The following is a 21,121-nucleotide window of genomic DNA, read 5'->3' as shown; positions in this document are numbered from 1 at the left end:
TGTATAATTAAGAGATACTATATTTTTGATCGGGGGATTCAAGTGAGCGGTAAGCAACGATCAAGATTAAGCACTACATTAATCCTTATCCTTATGAGTTCTTTCACTATAAGCTGCAGTCCACAGCAGCTGAACACCCATACAGAAGAAGCCAACTCTAGTAAGCTGAGAATCACCTTTTGGTCTCCATTTAGCGGTGGCGATGGACAATTTATGGCCGAATTAATCCAACAATATAATAATGAAAATAAAGATCACGTTAAAATAGAACAGATTAACAATAATTCCGGTGATTATTATCCCAAGCTCTCCACGGCCATAGTGACAGAAGAAGCGCCTGATATCGCGATTGTACACTCAGCCAAATATTCGCAATATGCGCCAGCGGGCTTCCTGACAGATTTGAATGATCTGGCTTTAGAGGCTGGTGTTGATTGGAACGATTTTAATCCGACGATTTTGAAAAGCACGGTTGATGAAGATAAGCATCTGGGAATTCCGCTAGATACGCATCTAGAAGTCATGTACTATAACAAAACCTGGCTAAAGCAAGCTGGTCTTCTAGATGACAAAGAAAAGCCGATCTTATCCAATGGCGAAGAGGGGTTCATTCAATTTCTAGAAAAAATCCGTGCGTGTGTACCGGAACATGTATCTCCTCTGGCTGAGCCCAATGTGCGAATTGATTCCTTCTGGTTATGGTATTCTTTCTACAATCAGATGAACTTAGATGGTGGTCGATTCTATACCGACGATGGAAAAGCTGCAGCCATTGATAATCCTTCTGCGCTTCAATCCTTGAAATTTGTAAATTCCCTATACACAAGTAAGCTCATCCATCCTAATATTAACGATACGGTTCAAAACTTTGCTAAAGGAAATGCAGCCATTTTAATTACGGGTGTTTGGGCAACGGGTACTTTTGAAAAAGCGGCGGATTTGAATTTTGGTGTTACCAAAATACCTCAAATCTACGATCATCCAGCGGTTTGGGGAGACTCCCATACGTTTTCTCTTCCCTATCATGAGAAGCCGGATAAGCAAAAGCAAATCGCAGCCATTAAATTTGCCAATTGGGTAGCGGCCCACGGGGCAAGCTGGGCGAAAGCCGGTCATATCCCGGCTGTTAAGAAAGCTGTAGAATCGAAAGAGTTTCAGCAACTTAAATATCGTCCGGATTATGCCAGCTCGGCGGATGATGTGAAATATTTTCCGAATCAACCGCGACAGGGAACGATTAATGATGAACTTGTGCGTGAGTTTGAAAAGATGATGGTGGGTCAGACAACACCACAAGAGGTGCTGCATAATGCGCAAAAGATCATCAATACCAATCTTCAGATTCAGCAGAATACAGCTCCGCAATAGGCTGCAGTGGATCAAAGACTTGCCTATTGCCGCAAAGCTCATTGTTATTAGCTTTATTCTTATTGCCGTTCCGCTTGGGATTGCCAGTTATTTGACTTATACGAGCTATTCAGCATCTATTCAAAAAAACACCGGCAAATATCAAATGGACGTCGTGAAGGAATTAACAGCTAATATTGACACCTATATGAATGAACTCAATTTGTTAACTTTGTTGCCTTACCAATCGCAGCCAATATTGAAATATTTGGAAGCCGGCAGTCGATCGGATGCGAATCTTTCGTTTAATGAAAGGGTGACGATTGAGGATTTTACGAAACGTGTATTTGCTAATGGAAGAGTGGATATATCTGGGGTAAGTCTTTATAGAGTTTCTGGCGGTACTTACACAGCCATGTTGGAGGAACAAGCTAATTATTCACTAAAAAATGTAGAAGATGAACCGTGGTATGAAAAAGTATCCAAGACAGGAAAAGTCGTTTATATCGGTACCTTCAACAAAAATGCTTTAGATACAAATAATCAGGTGTATTCCTTTGCCAGAAAAATCCGCAGCGTAGACACGGGAAAGGTTTTAGGCTATTTGGTGTTGGATGTGGATAAGAATATGATTCGTAACAAAATTGAAGCGATCTCCAACGATAAGAAGAACATTATGATCGTCGATAACGAAGGTTCAATGATCTATAAAAGTATGGAATACTGGATTGATTCCGATAAACTGCTGCCGTATAAAGGTGCGGGAACTGTTGTTTATAAGCAAAACAAGGATACGGAACTTTTATCCTATTATACTTCACCTTTTACGGGCTGGACGATGATCGAAATGGTGCCGCTTGCCACACTCCTTCAGGATACCGTTTATGTTCGAAACTATATCATTCTGATCGGAGCTGTTTGTTTGCTCCTTGCGGTTATCATTTTCACTATTTTGGCTCTGCGCATTACGAATCCGATTAGTGAACTGCGCAATCTCATGAAAAAGGTTGTTGTCGGAAACTTGCATGTATCGATTCCCATCAGCAGCCGTGATGAGATTGGGCAGCTTAGCCAATCGTTTAATATCATGGTGTCAAAGCTTAGTGACCTGGGATATCGTCTTTATGAATCGGAAATTAGAGAGAAGAATGCGCAAATATCTGCTTTGCAGAGCCAAATTAACCCGCATTTTCTTTATAATACGTTAGGTTCGATTAGCATGTACGCAGAGATTCAAGGTAACCGAGAAGTGGTTAAAATGACCAATAACTTAAGCAAGCTGCTGCGTTATAGCATCAATAGTCACAAAAGCCAAGTGCCCCTTAGTTTGGAGCTGGAGCATGTGAAAGGCTATATGGCTATACAGCAAATCCGATTTGAGGATAAAATTCAGTTCCACGTAAATATTGATCCTGAGCTGCTCTCCTACTGCGTTATTCGTTTTATTTTACAGCCTATCGTTGAGAATAGTATTGTGCACGGCATTGATAAGGGGAATGGGTATGGCAACATTATCCTTACAGGAAAGAAACAGGATACGAATATGTTGATCACCATTCAAGACGATGGAGCAGGCATGAGCGCGGTTCAATTGCAAAATTTGCTTGATAAAAAATTCGATTTTGCTTCATCTGAGGAGGGCACTGGCGGTCATGGTTTAATGAATGTAGATCGAAGAATTGCTTTGCGCTATGGCCATCACTATGGCATTAAGATAGAGAGCAGCTTTAAACAAGGAACAACCATATTTTTAACTTTACCGCTCATAGAAGATAATCCTGAAGGGGGTAAAAGGGATGCCTAGTATACTAATCGTAGATGACGAAACGATTTTTCGTAAAGGCATTCGGCTCATGATCGCAGAGATGCAGTCGGAATGGATCGTTATTGAGGAAGCCATGGATGGCGTGGAAGCCTTAGAAAAAATAGAGGAACTGCAGCCTGATTTGATTATTACAGATATTAAAATGCCACGGATGGACGGTATCCAGCTGCAATATATTGTGAAGGAACGATATCCGCACATTTCTTGTGTGGTGATGAGCGGGTATAACGATTTCCAATACGCTCGTGAATCCCTAAGATTAGGGGCAAAAGACTATTTAATGAAACCGTTCGAAAGAGAAGAGTTATATGATTTGCTTAGCAAGCTGCAGGAAGAGTGGGCGCTAGAAAAGCAGCAAAATAAAGTAAATGTAAAAGATAGACAAGTACAGAATCAAATGCGTCACCATATTCTAGCTGGCCTACTAACAGGGAGCATTCATCATGCGGAGACAGAAGTGCTTGAGAATGTAGGCATTCTATTTCCGCATCCCAATACAAGCTGTTTGGTTGCAAAGCTTGACCGAGATTCGGTTACGGATGAAAGATATTACCGATTTAACCCAACTTTGTTTACTGTCTATATACAGCAATTTATTCAGGAGAGCATAGACAAATCCTTACTGGGGCATGTCTTTATCTTACATGATAATGAGGTTGTCGCTTTAATCAATCATAAGGAAGGGGAATCCTCGTATTCTGAAATAGAGAATTTAACGAATCGGATCCGCAAGGAAATTCGCGGGCAGTCCAATTTTACGATCACCTTCGGACTAGGCAGTCCTGCCAAGGATTTGGAATCGATCTCCAAATCTTACAAGGAAGCGGGATTAGCTTTATTGTACCGATTGGTTATTGGCGGAGATCGCTTGTTTTCTAGCGAGACCATCGCTGAGATGAAAATGGAGAAGCTCGAATGGCATTCCTCCGATTGGAACCTACTTAATCAGTTTGTTCAAGAAGGCGATTTGGCTAATGTACAATACCAAGCAAGTCAATTCGTAACTAGGCTTTGTGGGCAATGGCATGACCCAGAAATCATTCAACAGCAAATATGCAAAATGCTGCTGCATTTCTACGAACAGGCTGTCAATTTGGCTGTGGTTAAACAGTGGCTGCAGGCAACAGACGTGAAGCAGGTGTTGATGGATATTTACTCCATTTCGTCCAGTAAAGAATTGATCGAACGCTGCCAGAAGCTGTTAGGTGATTTAAGTGTTTGCATGGCGAATCGCAAGAAAAAGTTTGTAACCAGTCCAGTTGAATTGGTTGTGCGATATGTTGAAGAGCACTATGCCGAATCGATCACCCTAAACATGATGGCGGAAATCGTTTATCTAAGTCCGTCTTATTTAAGCAGCTTGTTTAAAAGCAAGCAAGGTCAGTCTTTTATCGATTTTCTTACGGAGAAGCGAATTGAAAAAGCGAAAACGATGCTGCGTTACTCGGATGAGAAAATTCAAGTGATCTCGGATTCTACGGGTTTTACGAATATTCGTCATTTCAATCGCGTGTTTAAAACGCTTACGAATCGAACCCCTACCGAATACCGTGAGGGTAAGAATATTGCAGCAAGGCAAGCGAAATGATATTAGAGGCTTGGCGATAACCAGCTTCGATTTCCGTTTCATAAATGATTAAGTTAAGTTAAGTTAAGTTTGTTAGTGAATTCAAATGAGCAAGCAGTGGTAAACTTTTGCGTACAGGCACTTCTAGGCTCACACCCACATACACTAATACTAATCTATAAGCGGAGGCTTCCATAACAGCTATGATCCGCTACACTGAAGGGGGTGGCTGGAATGCCTGGATTTTTTAGTGCAATTGCTTTATTAATCAAACAGTTAACTTTGCTTGTATCCTATGTCAAAAACAATGCGTTTCCACAACCTCTTACCGAGGAAGAAGAAGAAAAACATCTTAGGCTCATGGCTGAAGGAAATGATCATTCCAGAAATAAACTGATTGAGCATAATCTAAGGTTAGTTGCCCATATAGTAAAAAAATTCGACAATACAGGGGAAGATCTCGAGGATTTGATCTCAATCGGGACCATCGGCCTGATAAAGGCGATCGAGTCGTTCTCGCCGAATAAAGGGACCAAGCTCGCGACGTTTGCGGCTCGCTGTATTGAGAACGAGATTCTGATGCATCTGCGTTCGTTGAAGAAAACGCGTAAGGATGTGTCCTTGCATGATCCCATCGGAACGGACAAAGAGGGGAACGAAATTACGTTGATCGACATCCTCGGGACGGAAGCGGATGATGTCGTGGATAAAGTTCAGCTCAAGATAGAGAAGAGCAAAATATATCGCAATCTGGAGATATTGGACGATCGCGAGAAGGAAGTCGTCGTTGGCCGGTTCGGGCTGGAGCTTGGCGGGGAAGAGCGGACGCAGCGGGAGATTGCGAAGGAACTCGGCATCAGCCGCTCTTATGTGTCGAGGATCGAGAAGCGGGCGCTGATGAAGCTTTATCATGAGTTTTATAAGGCAAAGCGGTAAAGTATGAATCGGATACTTCATTTATTTGGACTTAGTGCAAGTAATGGAGGTGAAGGTTTTGACGTTAATTCATATCGAAAATGCCAGTAAGTATTATACGATGGGCGAGGAGACGATAAAAGCATTAGACGACGTCTCTTTAGATATTGATCATGGAGAGTTCGTTGCTATCATGGGTCCATCTGGTTCCGGTAAATCCACATTGATGAACATCATCGGGTGTTTGGATGTTGTAGATAAAGGTATCTATGACCTGGATGGTCAAGCAATGTTTTTCAAAGCTTTAACTTGCTGCCGAGATTAAGTGCCTATGAGAATATGGAGTTGTCTTTGATTTATCGGGGACTGAGCAAAAAGGAAAGAGAGCCATACGTTTTGCAGGCATTAGAATCGGTGGATTTACTGGATCGGAAGAAACATTTTCCCTCGGAATTATCCGGCGGACAGCAGCAGCGTGTTGCTATTGCCCGAACGTTGGCAGGAAATCCGTCGATCATTCTGGCCGATATTGATTAATTCAACTGCAGAAAGGACAGACGAATGATTACATTCGACCTGTCCTTTCCTTATCATGTGCATGACTTCGATTCCCACGTTAGCATCTTAGGGATATCAACTTAAAGCTCAGAGTCAAAGGAATTATGGATATCCACAACATGTATAACCTTGAAAAGCAAGACGATAATGGTAGTTATTACATTTTACTAGTTATACGAAAAAATAAGGAGGACCCGCAACAAGACGTTCAAGCAAACACCGAACAGGCCGAAACGCTTTCAGGCGACCTTCAACAAAATATCAATAAAGTCCTAGCATTAACGGGGAACAGCTCGGATATTAACATTCGTAAGTTTCAAGGAGCCAATGGTTTGCCCATGACTATTGTTTATATAAATGGTCTAACCGATACCGAAGTGATTAACGATAACATCATGAGTCCGATCATGTCCGATGCAGAAGTAAACAAAGCTCAACAAAGAACTTTATCCGATTTTTTTACGGACATGAAAGACAAGATTTTAACCGTTAGCGCCACAAATACGATAAGTAAAATCGATGAATTTATGTCGGCTTTGTTCAGCGGAGATACCGTTATTCTTGCTGAAGGCTGGGAACAAGGGATTTCCGTAAGTTCTTCCAAATGGATGCAAAGAGGCGTAGAGGAGCCTTCGTTCCAATCTGTTATTCGCGGTCCAAAAGATGGGTTTACCGAGGATATGAGCACCAATATAGCGTTAGTCCGGCGTGGAATCGAAAGTCCTAATTTATGGAAAATAGAATCGAAAAATCGGACTCGTAACCCAAACTGATGTTTGTATTATGTACCTTAAAGGGACCGCTAATGGCTCCGGATGCATTTGTGATTTCATATGAACCCAAACTCTTTAAAGGTGGATTCATGGCTTCAGCCGTCTGAATGGGCTTACTTGCTTTAATAACCTAAAAACCGGTTACCCGTACCGCTCTGGGATGCTTATTTTTACGGTTGTCCCTTTTTCTGGAATGCTGTCGATCTGCAAGACGGATTGTATGCCGAATAGGTGTTCTAATCTCTTTTTCGTATTGGATAACCCGATATGCCGTATGCCCGGGCCTTCCTTGTTGATTCCTTTGTCCCATATGGCAGTAAGCTGTTCCGCTTCGATTCCGACGCCATCGTCTTCAATAATGAGCGTAAGTATACCATTCCGGGCTGCTGCGGATATGCGTATCGTCCCCTTTTCGTCTTTGGGGCAAATCCCATGGAAGATGGCGTTTTCGACAAAGGGCTGGATAAGATTTCGTGGAATCAAACTATCCTGCGTATGATCGTCAATCTCCCATATCACGTCAAATATGTCGATGTAGCGGTAGGCTTGGATTGCAATGTAATCACGTAATATGCTTATTTCTTCGCGAAGCGGTATAAGTGATTGACCGTCACCCATTCTTACCGCATCCTGCAGGATCCTGATAAAGGAAGCGACCATACGGACGATGTCTTCGTTCCCTTGTTTTTGTGCCATGTAAATGACGGCGTTCAAGGTGTTGTATACAAAGTGCGGATTCAACTGGGAGAGGAGAAGCTCCAGTTCCAGCTCCCGTTTCTCCTGCTCGTAACGGATCGATTCTTCCATATCAACGCGTAGTTGGTCGATCATCCGGTTAAACCCTTGTCCGAGCTTTTCCAGCTCATCTCCGGTTTGGATGGAAACCGATGTTTGCAAATTTCCGCTAGAAACAGCATTCATCGCGTGGTAAAGTCGCATGATGGGTCTTGTAATGCGAAAAATTGCTGGCATGATCAGGACAAGGATCAATATGGTACTGGCAAGTGAAAAGATGGCAAGTAAATAAATGACGATCTTCCCGCGTTCGATTAACGTATGTTGTGAAGTATAGGAGATTAGCCTCCAGTTATTTCCTGCAAATCGGTTGACCAGTAGGTAACCGCCTTTGATTTTTCGAATCCCTTCTTCTTTTTGCAATAAAACCTCATTTTTAAGCGTATCGTTCGCAGCGGGATCAGTTTGCTGCTGTTTTTTCTCATAAATGATATGATTGCTGTCATTTGCCCATAAAAAACCATCGAAATCAGTGCTTCCGAACGTCAACAGAGACTCAAAACTGCTATAATCCAAATTCAGAATCAATTGCCCGATACTGCTTCCGGATTGCTGGATATCCTTTACGTTGATGATGTAGCTAATTGTATTACTCTGAGTCACAGCATTAAAGAAAATTTGATGGGGCTCGGTAAAGCCGCTTAACTTGCCAGAAATGAGAAAATTTTGATACCACTCTTCTTTCATGCGATCGTAAATGTAGTTGTCATATCTTGCCTCGCTCCAAAACGCTTCACCATTTGGCATAACGAGAGCGAAGCTCGACACCTCCTTGCGGAGCCCTTTATTATCATCCAAATAGTTAAATGTATCTTGCAGGAGTGAGAATTTATCAAACGTATCCAATTGTTCGTAGCTCTTAAAAAACATTTGCAGTTGATTCGAAATAATCAGGGAAGATGAAAATTTCACAACATCATCCGACATATACTGCAGCTGCCTGGCCGTCTGCCCCAGCCTTGTATTATCGTCATGAATCATCTGCTTGAGGAGAATCTTTTGATAGAAATAGTAGGTGAAGCCTGCGGCGAGCAGGAAACTGACAGCCGCTACGATGACTAACCGAATCAATATAACAGAACGCAGGCTTCTCATTGGCGGCTGCCCACCTCCCGATATTGATGGGGGAGGATGCCGGTCACTCTTTTGAATACTTGGGTAAAATGCTGCGGCGAACGATAGCCGATTCTTGCGGCGACTTCCGATATTTTAGCGTCTTCCTGACGCAAAATTCGTTTTGCCTGCTGGATCCTGTACTCCGTTACATAGTCCAAAAACGTTCGATCCAATTCTTTTTTAAATAATTGATGAAGGTAGGAGGGACTAATGCCAATTGCAAATGTGACGCCTTCGATGCTAATTTCTTCGTGGTAATGCTCATGAATATAACGGAGAGCCTTCATCATTTTATTTGATAATTGGCTGGTCTCGTTCATTTGTGTGATACGTCCGCAAAGAAGATGGGTGAACCGATCGATAAGATCATCAATCTGATAAACAGGGTTATAGACCTGCATGTCAAAAGGATCGCTCTCTGCCATGCCATTTTTTGCGGCGGGCTCATTCACAAGAATGGTCAGGCCATTGATAAGATCGAATAAACCCCGCAAGTCCCACTTTGGCGTACAAATACGGTTAAAGAGCTCCTTCACCGCGGTCTCCATCATCTGGATGTTTTGCTGCTCCAAGCTCTCGTTCAGTTCATCGAAACGTATGCTGCGGCCAGATGTGGAAGCGGATTCAATCGGTAATGGGAGATCGCCTGCACAGGCCAAAGCCTCCCGCCCACAAAAAACGGCATGCCGTGCCGCTTCAGTTACTTGGTGAAAAGATGTGTGAAGCGCAGCCGGATCACTCGTCGGAAATGTATAAAAGACCGAAAATGCCCGGTTGTAAGCAGTGAATAAATGCGAGTGTATTGGTGATAAAAGCTCTCGTAGCTGTTCACGCATAAGTCCTGACACTTTGTTTCTTTGGGAAAACAACAGCACAACTTGAGCCTCATGGACAGAGAATTCACCAATCAATTGCCAATGCCCGTTATCTGAACAAAGCTTGGCGATGTCCCAGATCCATTTCGCCGTATTTGAAGGTTCGGCTTGCGCTGCCGTTAAGTGACCGGCTGAGAACGGGGAGTCCTTCTGTATAAGCACCAGACCAAAGAGCGGTTTCATACCATGAATCTCGTAAACAGAGGGATTGTGTTCCATTCCGGTAACGAGGTTTTTTATATACTCATTTTTCAGCATTCGGCGCTGCTTCTCGTCCGTTTCCCATGCTGATTTCGCTTTATTCAACTCTTGTAAAAGCTTATCGCTGTCAATTTCATGCTTAATTAAATAGCTGGAGACCCCGCCAAGTGAAATTGCTTGCCTGGCAAAGCTAAAATCCTCATAAGCACTTAGCACGATGAATTTTATGCCTAATTGCTTCTCAGAAACGGCTTGAATTAGCTGGAGACCGTCCATGACTGGCATGCGGATATCTACGATCACGATTTGCGGACGCTTCTCTTCACAAATACGAAGAGCGCTCTTTCCATTCGTGGCGGTAGCGACAATTTCGTAGCCATACTTCTCCCACGGGACAAGACCTATGATATGCTCGATTACAATGCGTTCATCGTCGACCAAAACGAGTTTCATGCGTTTCCCCCCTATTTCTAGAATTATAAGCTGTATAAAGTATTACGTGAAGAGACTGTTAAAATAATGTAGGATTGCGACCAAAATAATAGAATTGCAATGTTTACGCTTACATACTTTTCTGTGTATGATTGAAAGCGAATACAAGAGTTGCACTTAAAGGGAGGCTCATTCAATGATAAGGAAAAATTGGATCAAGCAATTTGGCGCAACCATGTCGGCGATTGTACTGGTTGGTTCATTGGCAGCATGCAGCAGCGGAGGCACTGCGGCCAAGCCTGCTGCAAAAGAAACTTCCGCTGCAGTAGCAAAAGAAACGAACAGCAGTGTAACAAAAGATGCCGGCGGTACAGATGCAAACGCGAAAGGCAATGAGGATTTAAAGGGTGAGTTCGTGTTATGGACCTGGGAGCCTGAGCATCCGGATGCATTGGCAGAATTCAATAAAAAATATCCGAACATTAAGATGAAGCGCGTTAATGTCGCTGCAGCAGATGTTACGAAAAAATTGCAGACGACGATCGCCTCAGGAGGAGAACTGCCCGATGTGATCCGGATCGAGCGCGGTCAAAAAGCAAAGATTTTTGACATGAACGTTATAGAGAATTTGGAGGCGGCACCGTATAACGCGGATAAATCAATCCTCTTTGACTACGACATACCCACCTTTTCAAAAGACGGGCATCTAATTGCGATCCCTGACGATATGAGCGTAGCCGGGATGGCTTATATCAAACCGTTGGCGAAAGAATATCTGGGAACTGACAATCCGGAGCAGCTGGAAGCGATGCTTCCCGATTGGAATACCTTCATTGAAAAGGGAAAGGAAATCGTCAAGAAAAGCGGTGGGAAGGTCAAAATGTTCCCTGGTCTAGGGGATGTCTATACATTCATCAAAGGTCAGCGGCCTAACTCCTACTTTGACGGCGACAAACTGAATACTAATGTTGTTCAGCAAGTTGTTACAAGTCTCGTTCAATTCCGCGATTCCGGCACAGTGGATAAGCTGGATCAATGGACCCCTGCTTGGAACGCAACGTTCGGCCAGGAGAAATACATATTTGCTATGGCACCTGTATGGGGACCGCAATATGTGATTTCGCCGAATGATAAAAAAGAAGGACGATGGGGATTAATGGTCGCTCCTGGCGGCGGTTATATTGCCGGAGGTTCTTCGCACGGTATTCCAAAAGGAGCGAAAAATGCGAAGCTCGCCTGGAAATGGATTGAATTCACATCCATGACGCAAGAGGGAGCCGCCTCACAGCATAAGGACGGTGTCTTTACTCACTATAAGAAGGCCTATGATGACCCGTCATTTACGAATTGGACCTGGCCGAGCTTCGGCAGTCAGGATATCGGAAAAAAATTCTTTGTAGATATCTCAACAAAAACAAAAGACGTGTCCGAAAATGTGAACGACTTAGTGCTTAACGATGTGATGAACATTATTTTGCAAACACTCGCGAAGGATAATTCGTTTGGCGTAGATCAGGCGATGGAAAAAATTAAAAAAGAGCTGAAAGCAAAAGGACCGAATATTACGATGTAACAACTGAAGAGAAAAGATCGAAGAGCGGCTGGCTTCAATGGCCGTTCTTCGATTAACAAGCAACTCTAAACTGGGGGTGTGCGTGATGAATAGCGTAAAAAGAAGGTGGGTGCCCTATTTTTTTCTATCACCTTACCTGATCTTATATATTGCATTCGGATTCATTCCGATTCTATTCTCGCTTTATATTAGCTTGACGAGCTGGGACGGAATCAGTGGCAAAACGTTCGTCGGCCTGGAAAACTATAAGTTTCTGTTTAATCCTGATTCCTACTTCTTTAAGTCGGTCGGCAATACGATGCTGTTTGTCGTCTTGACACTGCCGCTGCAAATTATTTTCGGCTTAGGCATAGCTACGCTGCTGTACAGCCGATGGGTCAAGTGGAAGGGCTTCTTTCAATTGGTCAATTTTTTGCCGTACATTGTCACGCCGGTTGCGGTAGGCTTGATGTTCAATCTGCTATTCGACTGGCAAGCCGGATTTGTGAATAAATTGCTTCTTCAACTTGGTTTAATTGACGAAGGTATTTACTGGCTCGGCGATCCATTTTACGCCCGCATGGTCATCGTGCTGATGATGTCTTGGAAAGGCTTCGGCTACACCATGATTTTTTTCTTGGCCGGGCTTGCGAACATTCCGAAGGATTTGAATGAAGCCGCTGAGGTGGACGGAGCTACCTTTCTTCAAACCTTCTGGTCGATTACGCTTCCTCTTCTCAAACCAATAACGATATTTATTGTCATTACCGGCATCATCGGTGGATTTCAATTATTGGAGGAACCGATGCTTCTGCTCGGCGGGGCTGGTATGGGTTCCAGCACAGCCGTGATCGGAGGCCCGGACCGTTGCTGTCTGACGACCGTTTGGAATATGTACGATACCGCTTACGGCAGTACAACCCGATACGGACTAGGAGCAGCAATCGCATATGGACTCTGTTTGATTATTGCTGTCTTTTCATTTATCGGCGCCAGATTTCAAAGGGGGGAGCAATCATGAGCAATTACTTGCGAACAACGGCCGCCACAACCGCTATTGCTATTATTTCTTTAATTGCTCTTCTGCCGTTTTATATCATGACGATCATGGGTACCTATCAGAATGAAGATCTATTTCAGAAAATCGTCCTGATTCCAGGCAATTATTTACTTGAAAATTTGAAGACTGTAGCGGACAGCCGATTTGATCTCGTGTACTTAAACAGCTTGATTGTCTCGATCGCCAGCACACTGTTATCGGTTTTTGTTAGCGCCTTCGCCGGCTTTGCTTTTGCCAAGCATGAGTTTAAATACAAGCGAAAAATATTCGCCGGCGTCCTGCTGACAATGATGATTCCAGGTCAGCTCGGCCTTGTCGCCTTTGTTATCGAAATGCGAAGTCTTGGCCTCTCCGGAACGCTGCTTCCGCTGATTTTGCCATGGATGGCGAATGCTTTCGGCGTCTTTTGGATGACGCAGTTTATACGGGGCGCAGTCCCGACCGAAGTGCTCGAAAGCGCCCGGATGGACGGCTGCTCTGATATCGGGGTATTTTTCCGGATAGTGCTTGCATTTATTTTTCCGGCGATCACAACCCTGTCCCTGCTCGTGTTTCTGTGGTCGTGGAACAACTATTTGCTGCCGCTCATTATGATTAACAAACCGGAATTGTTCACGATACCACTCGGCATTAATTCACTTGGAACCGCTTATCGCACCGATTTGGCTGCACAAATATTGGGTCTGACCCTCGGTACGCTTCCGGTGCTGATTCTCTTTGCCGTCGGCTCCAAAAGCTTCATCCGCGGTTTAACTGCCGGTTCGGTTAAAGGCTAATTCTACATGTCAGGAGGAGCAGCACGTTATGAGCAAATCAATACAGCTTGAGCAAATGCAGTTAGGCGTTTGTTATTATCCGGAGCATTGGCCGGAATCGATTTGGGAAGATGATTTCCGCAGAATGCGTGAATTGCATATGTCTGTCATTCGCGTCGGCGAGTTTGCGTGGTCCATTTTTGAGCCGGAGGAAGACGTGTTCCGATTTGATTTCTTTGATCGGGTATTGGATTTGGCGAACAAGTACGATTTGCAGGTCATCATGGGAACACCTACAGCAACACCGCCTGCTTGGCTTACACAGCGTTACCCGGAAGTGCTTAACGTATCCCAAGAGGGAATCATATATACGCACGGCGCACGGCGTCATTATAACTACAGCAGTCCGAAGTACAGGGAGCTTTGCGCCCGTATTACACGGAAAATGGCTGAGCATTACAAAGATCATCCGGCCGTCGTCGGCTGGCAGATTGATAATGAATTAAACTGTGAGATAAATGTGTTCTACGCCGAAGCGGATCACCAAGCTTTCCGAGAATGGTTGAAGGCCAAATACGGCAGTTTAACCCAGTTGAATAAGGCCTGGGGTGCCGTTTTCTGGAATCAGACCTATTCGGCATGGGAACAGGTGCATCTGACGCGTCCGACGGTATCCGAAAGCCCGAATCCGCATCAGGCTCTGGATGAAAAGAGATTTATTTCGGATAATACGATTTCCTTCGCCAAGCTTCAAGCGGACATTATTCGTGAAGAAGCGCCGGATCATTGGATTACAACAAATGGCATGTTCGGACATCTGGACAGCCATGAGCTGACCGATCAAATGCTGGACTTTTTCTCCTATGATTCTTATCCGCAATTTTCAACAATTTTTCCGGGCACCGAGGAGAATCCTTTGCTGGACCGGGCATGGAGCCTGAATCTGAGCAGCTCCCGTTCCGTATCACCGAATTTCTGTGTAATGGAACAGCAGTCGGGTCCGGGTGGCTGGGTCAATCGCATCGAGATGGCTTCCCCCCGACCGGGGCAGATGCGCTTATGGACTTATCAGTCGATTCTGCACGGCGCGGACATGCTGCTTTATTTTCGCTGGCGTACCGCAACCGTCGGAACAGAAATTTATTGGCATGGTATTAATGATTACCATAATAGGCCGAATCGGAGAATCCAAGAAGCGGGACAGGTTGGCCAAGAACTTGCCGCCATTGGTGAAGCGATTGCCGGAACGAAATATCAAGCCGAAGTCGCTATCTTACGCGACTATGACAATCTGTGGGACGGCGAGCTTGATAAGTGGCACGGACCTTTAACTGGGATGAGTGAGCGCGGATGGTTCAAGCAGCTACAACATCTGCATATTCCGGTGGATGTTCTCTATTTGCGCAGCGATTCAACAGTGGAGGAATTGCTAGTTTATCAAACGTTGATTTATCCGCACCCGGCAATCATGACTAAGGAGACGGCGGAACTTCTGACCGGGTTTGCTGAGCAGGGCGGAAAGATCATTTTCGGTGCGCGCACGGGCTATAAAAATAAGCACGGACACTGTCTGATGAGTCCTTTACCAGGTCCGGCAGCAGGCTTATGCGGGATTACAGTCGAAGACTTCACCCTAATCAAAGGAACGGTTCCTGCGGCTCGTCTGAAATGGACAGATTCGTCCGAGGCGACGGTATTGAGGACGGAGGCGTTTAACGATATTTTAAAGGTGGAGGATCCGGACGTCGAGATCGTTGCGGTATACGCATCAGAATATTATGAAGGCAAGCCTGCCTTGACAAAACGCAATGTCGGTTTAGGTGAAGCCTGGTATTACGGTGCGGCCTTTAGTGAACCGGTCGTCGAAGAGCTTATTCGTTATCTTGGTTTGAAATCACTCGTTGAGCAATGGTTGGTGCTTCCGGCCCAGGTCGAACTCGGCATCCGTTCTTCGGAATATACGGATTATATATTCCTATTGAATTACGGGAATAACTCGGAGGAGATTGGGCTCAATCAGGAGACAAAGGAATTGCTGAGTGGCGAAATGCTGAATCAATCGGTTCAGCTCCCCCCTTACGGAGTGAAGATACTGATAAAAAAAAAGACTGAGGTTGCACAATAGGTGTTCAATGGATGCGGTGCCACACATCCCTTTACATTGTATCTGGGGTAAAATTGCCCTGACATCTAAACACCTTATCTGAAAATCGCGTGATACGATTTTTGAGATAGGGTGTTTGTTTCATTCGGCTTCCTCTATAAACACTGACACCATTGCATCCAATCTTACCCTCAAAATAAAAATAAAGGCTCCAAGAAAACATAAAGTTCCACTGAATAAGGAAATCATTAGGGAACATTTACGTTGCTTTGTGTTCACAACCTCAAAAAAATCGATAATACAGGAGAAGATCTCGAGGATTTGATCTCGATTGGGACGATTGGATTGATTAAAGCGATCGAATCGTTTTCGCCGAACAAAGGGACCAAGCTCGCGACGTTTGCGGCTCGCTGCATTGAGAATGAAATACTTATGCATCTTCGCTCGTTGAAGAAAACGCGCAAAGATGTATCCTTGCATGATCCCATTGGAACGGACAAAGAGGGGAATGAAATTACTTTGATCGACATCCTCGGCACGGAAGCCGATGACGTCGTGGATAAGGTGCAGCTCAAGATAGAGAAGAGCAAAATCTATCGGAACTTGGAAATCTTGGATGATCGCGAGAAGGAAGTCGTCGTTGGCCGGTTTGGTCTGGAGCTTGGCGGGGAAGAACGCACGCAACGGGAGATTGCGAAGGAGCTCGGGATCAGTCGCTCCTATGTGTCGAGGATTGAGAAGCGGGCGCTGATGAAGCTGTATCATGAGTTTTATAAGGCAAAAAGGTAAGGGTTATGAATCGATACTTCATTTATTTGGGTTCAAGTAATGGAGGCGAAATGAATGACTTTAATCCATATCGAGAATGCCAGTAAGTATTATATAATGGGCGAGGAAACGATTAAAGCATTAGATGATGTCTCGATAGATATTGATCATGGAGAGTTCGTGGCCATCATGGGGCCTTCAGGTTCCGGCAAATCCACACTGATGAACATCATTGGGTTTTTGGATGTTGTTGATAAAGGTATCTATGACCTGGATGGTGTTTTTCAAAGCTTTAACTTGCTGCCGAGATTAAGTGCCTATGAGAATATGGAGTTGTCTTTGATTTATCGGGGACTGAGCAAAAAGGAAAGAGAGCCGCTTGTTTTACATGCACTGGAAGCGGTGGACTTGCTGGATCGCAAGAGGCATTTTCCATCGGAGTTATCCGGCGGACAGCAGCAGCGTGTTGCTATTGCGCGAACGTTGAATAATAATATAAACAAAAGAAGCCTAGATCAATGCATAAAATGCAGCTCAGGGCTTCTTTTGTTATTTAAGTAAATGATGCTCAGAGAAATAGTACTAGTAACTTGCTTGCTCAAGCAATAAATGTAAAATCATATTTTGGAAGAAATGATTGACATTCTGTCAATATCTGAATAACTAACAGCAATAAAGTAACGTACAAGATCGTCTTTGATATGAGGGTTTCCGACATGGAGCAGCATCCTTAATTGTGGTCTTCTTACCATCTTTCCCTTTTTCGGAATTGCTAAAACTCAACAAACTCATTTTGTGATGAAAATAAATTAGAACGAAACAGAGCGTCAATCATCTCAACTTTTTAACAAAAAGGTTCAAATCCTTGATAGAATGGTGTTTGGGGAAACAATTCACCAAATAGCATGTATGGCAACAATGATAACCTTATCATGGTGCCTATGATGGGAGGACAGCTGCGTTTTGAAAACGGTTCAATCCAAATTGTTGATTATGTTTATATTAGTGTCTTTACTGCCGGTAATTACAATGGGGACGTACGCTTATCGCATTTCTGTTAACGCCGCGAAGCAGATTTCCGCACAAGCGATGCAGACAACCCTCGAACAAATAGGCAAGAACCTTGATTTTCAACAACGGACGTACCTAAAATATATGGATTTTATGGTCTCCTCGACTGAACTCAATGCGTATTTATTCAATAACGATTTTAACCGGACAACGGTTCAGACCTGGGATGTTTACCGAAAATTCGACATCATCATGAACGGTCTATTTCTACGCGAAGATTCTGTCGCAGCGGTCGCATTTTATAAAAATAAACAGTTGGTATACAGCTTTAGGGGAGTTCAAAGCAATTATCTGCAGGATCTTGGTAATACAAATATGTACGAAACCGTGATGGCACACAAAGGCAGTGTTCAGGTGCAAGCGATGCAGATGATCAATAAGGATTCTGGAGTAAAGGAAAACTACTTTGTATTCGGACGAAGACTTTACAATAATATGGATATGGATATTCATAATGAAGAAGCAGGCGTATTCTTATTTGTTCCAGAAAAGTTTTTTTCGGATATTTTTCGAAATGGAAATGAACAAGGAAAGGATACCGTTATGATTAGTGACCTAAGAGGACAAATTCTTTCCCATACGGATAGTGAGAGAATTGGAAGTCGTCTTAATATTGAGGGAGTAACGGAATTACCTGAAAATACACTGAATGGAAGCTACCCCTCTGTAATGAATGGGAAACAGGTGATGATTGGGTATTACCGTCTTCCTCAATGGGATATGCAGGTCATTCAGATCATTCCCCAGGAGGCATTTATAGGAAAAATTCAGCTTATTGCCAATTCGACTGTGATTCTCAGCGTCCTACTGTTTCTTATTTTACTATTCTTATCTTGGTTTATCTCACGAAAGCTCTCAAGACCAGTACGAAAGCTAGTAGAGGCGATGAGGCAGATACAGAATGGGAAATTTGATATTCAGATCGAGCCAAACTTTGATTATGAATTTAATATTCTGGCAAATTCTTTTAATTATATGGCCGTTCGGTTGAAGGAATCCGTTGCACAGCTTATCGATGAGGAGAAACGGAGAGGGGAGATCGAACTGCATATGCTTCAGTACCAAATCAATCCTCATTTTGTGAATAATACAATTGGCTCTATTCGATTATATGCCCTTACACAAGGAGCCAGTGAGGTAGCCGAGGTGCTGCATGTGTTGGCCAGGTTGTTTCAGAGGACCCTTGGAAGCTCAGGACAGCTGATTCGCGTTAGATCGGAATTAGCCAATATCAAAGATTACATTCGGATTCATAAGATGCAATATATGGGCGAGATGGGATTTGAGGTCGAGATAAATGAAGAGGTAATGGATGTGTATATGCCGAATCTACTCTTGCAGCCGCTTGTAGAAAATGCGCTTTTTCACGGTTTAAATTCGGCCCCAGCAGATCCTATCTTGTCCATAAAGGTAAGGAAGGTGGGGGAAGATTTGCTTATATCAGTTTGTGACAACGGAGTAGGAATGAGTAAAGATATGATTGAGGAAATTATGTCAGGGGAGGATCGACTGCCAGACCGTTTAAACAAAATCGGTGTCCGGAACGTCGACCAACGCTTGAAATTGTATTTCGGCCCCCAGTATGGGGTAACGTTACTCAGTGTCCCAGGTAAGGGGACAGAGGCTTTGGTTAGATTGCCCTACTTAGATAAGGAAGGAAGGTCATCCCTTGAAAAAAGTCATTATAGCGGACGATAATCGGATGGTGGTGAAGGCAGTATATCAGCTTATTCCGTGGGAACAATATGGTTATGTGGTTACGGCACAAGTTTTTGATGGGGTGCAAGCACTGGAGGCGGTAAAAAGTAACGGTGCAGATCTTCTCGTGACCGATATCAAAATGCCCTTCATGGATGGTCTCGAACTCATTCGACAAGTAAGGAAGATTGGTTGTGATGCCAAAGTAGTGGTGCTGAGTTCTTATAATGATTTTGAACTGGTTCGGGAAGCCCTGCGATTGGGTGCTTCGGAATACATTTTAAAGACGGAACTGGATCCAAAATCCTTTATAACCTTGTTGAACGCTCTAACGAGGCAGTTAGAAACAGAGCGCAAGGAACTGGAGCAGCTTGTGAAGCTGGAAGGTTTTTCGGAGTCGGATTTGAACCGCTTGAAGGATGCGGACAATGAGCTGTTCCGCAATCGGAGACACATCAGAGAGCAGCTTCTTCGCGGATTCTGTATTGGTTATGTTACGGAAGAGCAGTTTCTGGCACAGAGGAAGGACTATTTAAATATTCGTTATGACCGAGGTTGCCATGCCATATTATACGTGGCGTCAGATAATTTTCATAAACTGCTTGAACTAAGATGGAATGGAGATGAACAGCTGTTAGCTTTTGCGGCTTCGAATGTGATAGAAGAAATATTGGAGAATACTGAAGGGGAAGCAGACCTTTTCTACAACGGATCCGGAACGTTCGTTATTCTGCTTACCATAGTGAATGGAAAGAGTGACCCGGAACGATCAAGTTGGGTTCAGCTGTTTTCAAGACTTTCGTCCTCACTCGAACATTACTTCCGCCTTCGAATCTCGGGCGGATTCGCTATGGAGAAACCGGGAGCAGACACAATTCCGAAGTTATATGCACAAGCGATAGAGGCATGTCAATTCCGATTTACTCAGGGAAAAGGCAAGTTGTTTTTTGAGGAGGATATTCAAAAAACCGGGGTAAGGACAAATGCTGCTGCTCCCTTTAATAGTTATGAAAGAGTGGATCTTTTGCGCAATGCATTGTCTGCGTTCCAGCCTGGGCTGTTATTGAAAACACTCGAATCTTTAATTGTACATCCTGATCATGTGACTCCGGAGAACTTTCGCGAGATACTCAGACTTTATGAGAAATACACCTTTGTTCTTACGGATTTCGTTGAAAAGTATGGGATGAGAAATGCATGTGATGATCTGATTCAAAGTTTTAACGAATATATTTACGATCAAGAAGCCATACCTGAATTGAATCGCCGGCTGAAAGAAATTCTGGAAAGAATCGCAAAGGAAATGGAAACCGGGAACAGTCAGGTAAGGCAACTAATCAAGTACGTACAAGAACATTTCAAAGATCAGATCACTTTACAATCTGCTGCAGAGCAGCTCGGTATAACCAGCGCTTACTTAGGCAGACTGGTTCAGAAGGAACTGGGTGTGAATTACTCGGAATATTTGAATCAATACCGGATTGAGCGATCCAAATTATTGCTGACGGAAGGCATGCTTAAAATTTACGAGATCGCTGAAGCGGTTGGTTACGGAAGCACCGAGCATTTCAGCCGAATGTTCAAAAAGGTAACGGGTATTAGTCCCAAAGAATTCTCAACGGGAAAAACAAGATAGCTCGAAAATGAGACTCCATAGGGGGTCTTTTTTTGTCGTAACTTGCAAAATGAATGCGGTTAGGTATGATTTG

At 43.8% G+C, this 21,121-nt stretch carries 14 protein-coding genes and 2 pseudogenes; 14 read left to right on the top strand and 2 right to left on the bottom strand.

Translation table 11 applies throughout. The features are described 5' to 3' along the window. Positions 1–42 precede the first annotated feature (42 nt). The 6 genes and pseudogenes from ASG93_RS24275 to ASG93_RS24245 all read left to right on the top strand — a co-directional run bounded on the left by ASG93_RS24275 (position 43) and on the right by ASG93_RS24245 (position 6,985). Positions 43–1,368 (top strand): ABC transporter substrate-binding protein, encoded by a 1,326-nt coding sequence (locus ASG93_RS24275; protein WP_156411027.1) that lies wholly within the window; start codon positions 43–45, stop codon positions 1,366–1,368. Further along, positions 1,310–3,151 (top strand): sensor histidine kinase, encoded by a 1,842-nt coding sequence (locus ASG93_RS24270; RefSeq protein ID WP_056836108.1) that lies wholly within the window; start codon positions 1,310–1,312, stop codon positions 3,149–3,151. The genes ASG93_RS24275 and ASG93_RS24270 overlap by 59 nt, the downstream gene beginning before the upstream one ends. Then, positions 3,144–4,760: a response regulator gene (locus tag ASG93_RS24265; RefSeq protein ID WP_056836107.1), complete on the top strand. Its 1,617-nt coding sequence runs from the start codon at positions 3,144–3,146 to the stop codon at positions 4,758–4,760. The genes ASG93_RS24270 and ASG93_RS24265 overlap by 8 nt, the downstream gene beginning before the upstream one ends. A 213-nt stretch (positions 4,761–4,973) precedes the next feature. After that, positions 4,974–5,675: an RNA polymerase sporulation sigma factor SigK gene (sigK, locus tag ASG93_RS24260; protein ID WP_056836105.1), complete on the top strand. Its 702-nt coding sequence runs from the start codon at positions 4,974–4,976 to the stop codon at positions 5,673–5,675. 43 nt (positions 5,676–5,718) lie between these two features. Further along, positions 5,719–6,182, top strand: a pseudogene (locus ASG93_RS34455) (ABC transporter ATP-binding protein); the annotation flags it as partial. Positions 6,183–6,331: 149 nt separating this feature from the next. Next, a complete protein-coding gene (locus tag ASG93_RS24245) occupies positions 6,332–6,985 on the top strand; it encodes a spore germination protein (protein ID WP_056836099.1) in 654 nt (217 codons plus the stop codon). A 141-nt stretch (positions 6,986–7,126) separates the two neighbouring features. Here the strand turns inward: ASG93_RS24245 and ASG93_RS24240 are convergent, their stop codons facing one another. Together ASG93_RS24240 and ASG93_RS24235 are read right to left on the bottom strand one after the other, a co-directional pair. Next, the gene (locus tag ASG93_RS24240) at positions 7,127–8,875 is read right to left on the bottom strand and encodes a sensor histidine kinase (RefSeq protein ID WP_056836097.1); all 1,749 of its coding nucleotides are present in this window, start codon (positions 8,873–8,875) and stop codon (positions 7,127–7,129) included. After that, complete coding sequence (locus ASG93_RS24235) at positions 8,872–10,425, bottom strand: response regulator transcription factor (protein WP_056836096.1); 1,554 nt, start codon at positions 10,423–10,425, stop codon at positions 8,872–8,874. Before ASG93_RS24235 ends, ASG93_RS24240 begins: the two co-directional genes overlap by 4 nt. Positions 10,426–10,600: 175 nt before the next feature. Here ASG93_RS24235 and ASG93_RS24230 point away from each other — a divergent pair, with 175 nt between their 5' ends. The 8 genes and pseudogenes from ASG93_RS24230 to ASG93_RS24195 all read left to right on the top strand — a co-directional run bounded on the left by ASG93_RS24230 (position 10,601) and on the right by ASG93_RS24195 (position 21,048). Further along, a complete protein-coding gene (locus ASG93_RS24230) occupies positions 10,601–11,977 on the top strand; it encodes an ABC transporter substrate-binding protein (RefSeq protein WP_056836094.1) in 1,377 nt (458 codons plus the stop codon). Between the two features lie 85 nt (positions 11,978–12,062). Further along, entirely contained in the window at positions 12,063–12,977 is a 915-nt protein-coding gene (locus ASG93_RS24225) for a carbohydrate ABC transporter permease (protein WP_029193288.1), read from the top strand. Further along, a complete protein-coding gene (locus ASG93_RS24220) occupies positions 12,974–13,792 on the top strand; it encodes a carbohydrate ABC transporter permease (protein ID WP_056836092.1) in 819 nt (272 codons plus the stop codon). The genes ASG93_RS24225 and ASG93_RS24220 overlap by 4 nt, the downstream gene beginning before the upstream one ends. Positions 13,793–13,820: 28 nt before the next feature. After that, positions 13,821–15,896: a beta-galactosidase gene (locus ASG93_RS24215; RefSeq protein WP_056836091.1), complete on the top strand. Its 2,076-nt coding sequence runs from the start codon at positions 13,821–13,823 to the stop codon at positions 15,894–15,896. Between the two features lie 243 nt (positions 15,897–16,139). After that, positions 16,140–16,664: an RNA polymerase sporulation sigma factor SigK gene (gene sigK, locus ASG93_RS24210; protein WP_082615066.1), complete on the top strand. Its 525-nt coding sequence runs from the start codon at positions 16,140–16,142 to the stop codon at positions 16,662–16,664. A 54-nt stretch (positions 16,665–16,718) separates the two neighbouring features. Next, a pseudogene (locus ASG93_RS24205) lies at positions 16,719–17,138 on the top strand (ABC transporter ATP-binding protein); the annotation flags it as partial. A gap of 468 nt (positions 17,139–17,606) precedes the next feature. Then, positions 17,607–19,412, top strand: coding sequence for a sensor histidine kinase (locus tag ASG93_RS24200; protein ID WP_056836087.1), 1,806 nt, complete (start codon positions 17,607–17,609; stop codon positions 19,410–19,412). Further along, complete coding sequence (locus ASG93_RS24195; RefSeq protein WP_056836085.1) at positions 19,384–21,048, top strand: response regulator; 1,665 nt, start codon at positions 19,384–19,386, stop codon at positions 21,046–21,048. Before ASG93_RS24200 ends, ASG93_RS24195 begins: the two co-directional genes overlap by 29 nt. Positions 21,049–21,121: the final 73 nt, after the last annotated feature.

This window comes from Paenibacillus sp. Soil787 (genome assembly GCF_001429545.1).
In the GTDB taxonomy this organism is placed as follows: Bacteria; Bacillota; Bacilli; order Paenibacillales; family NBRC-103111; genus Paenibacillus_E.
Note: the sequence above shows the minus strand (reverse complement) of the source record. Positions and strands in the feature narration are given on the sequence as shown.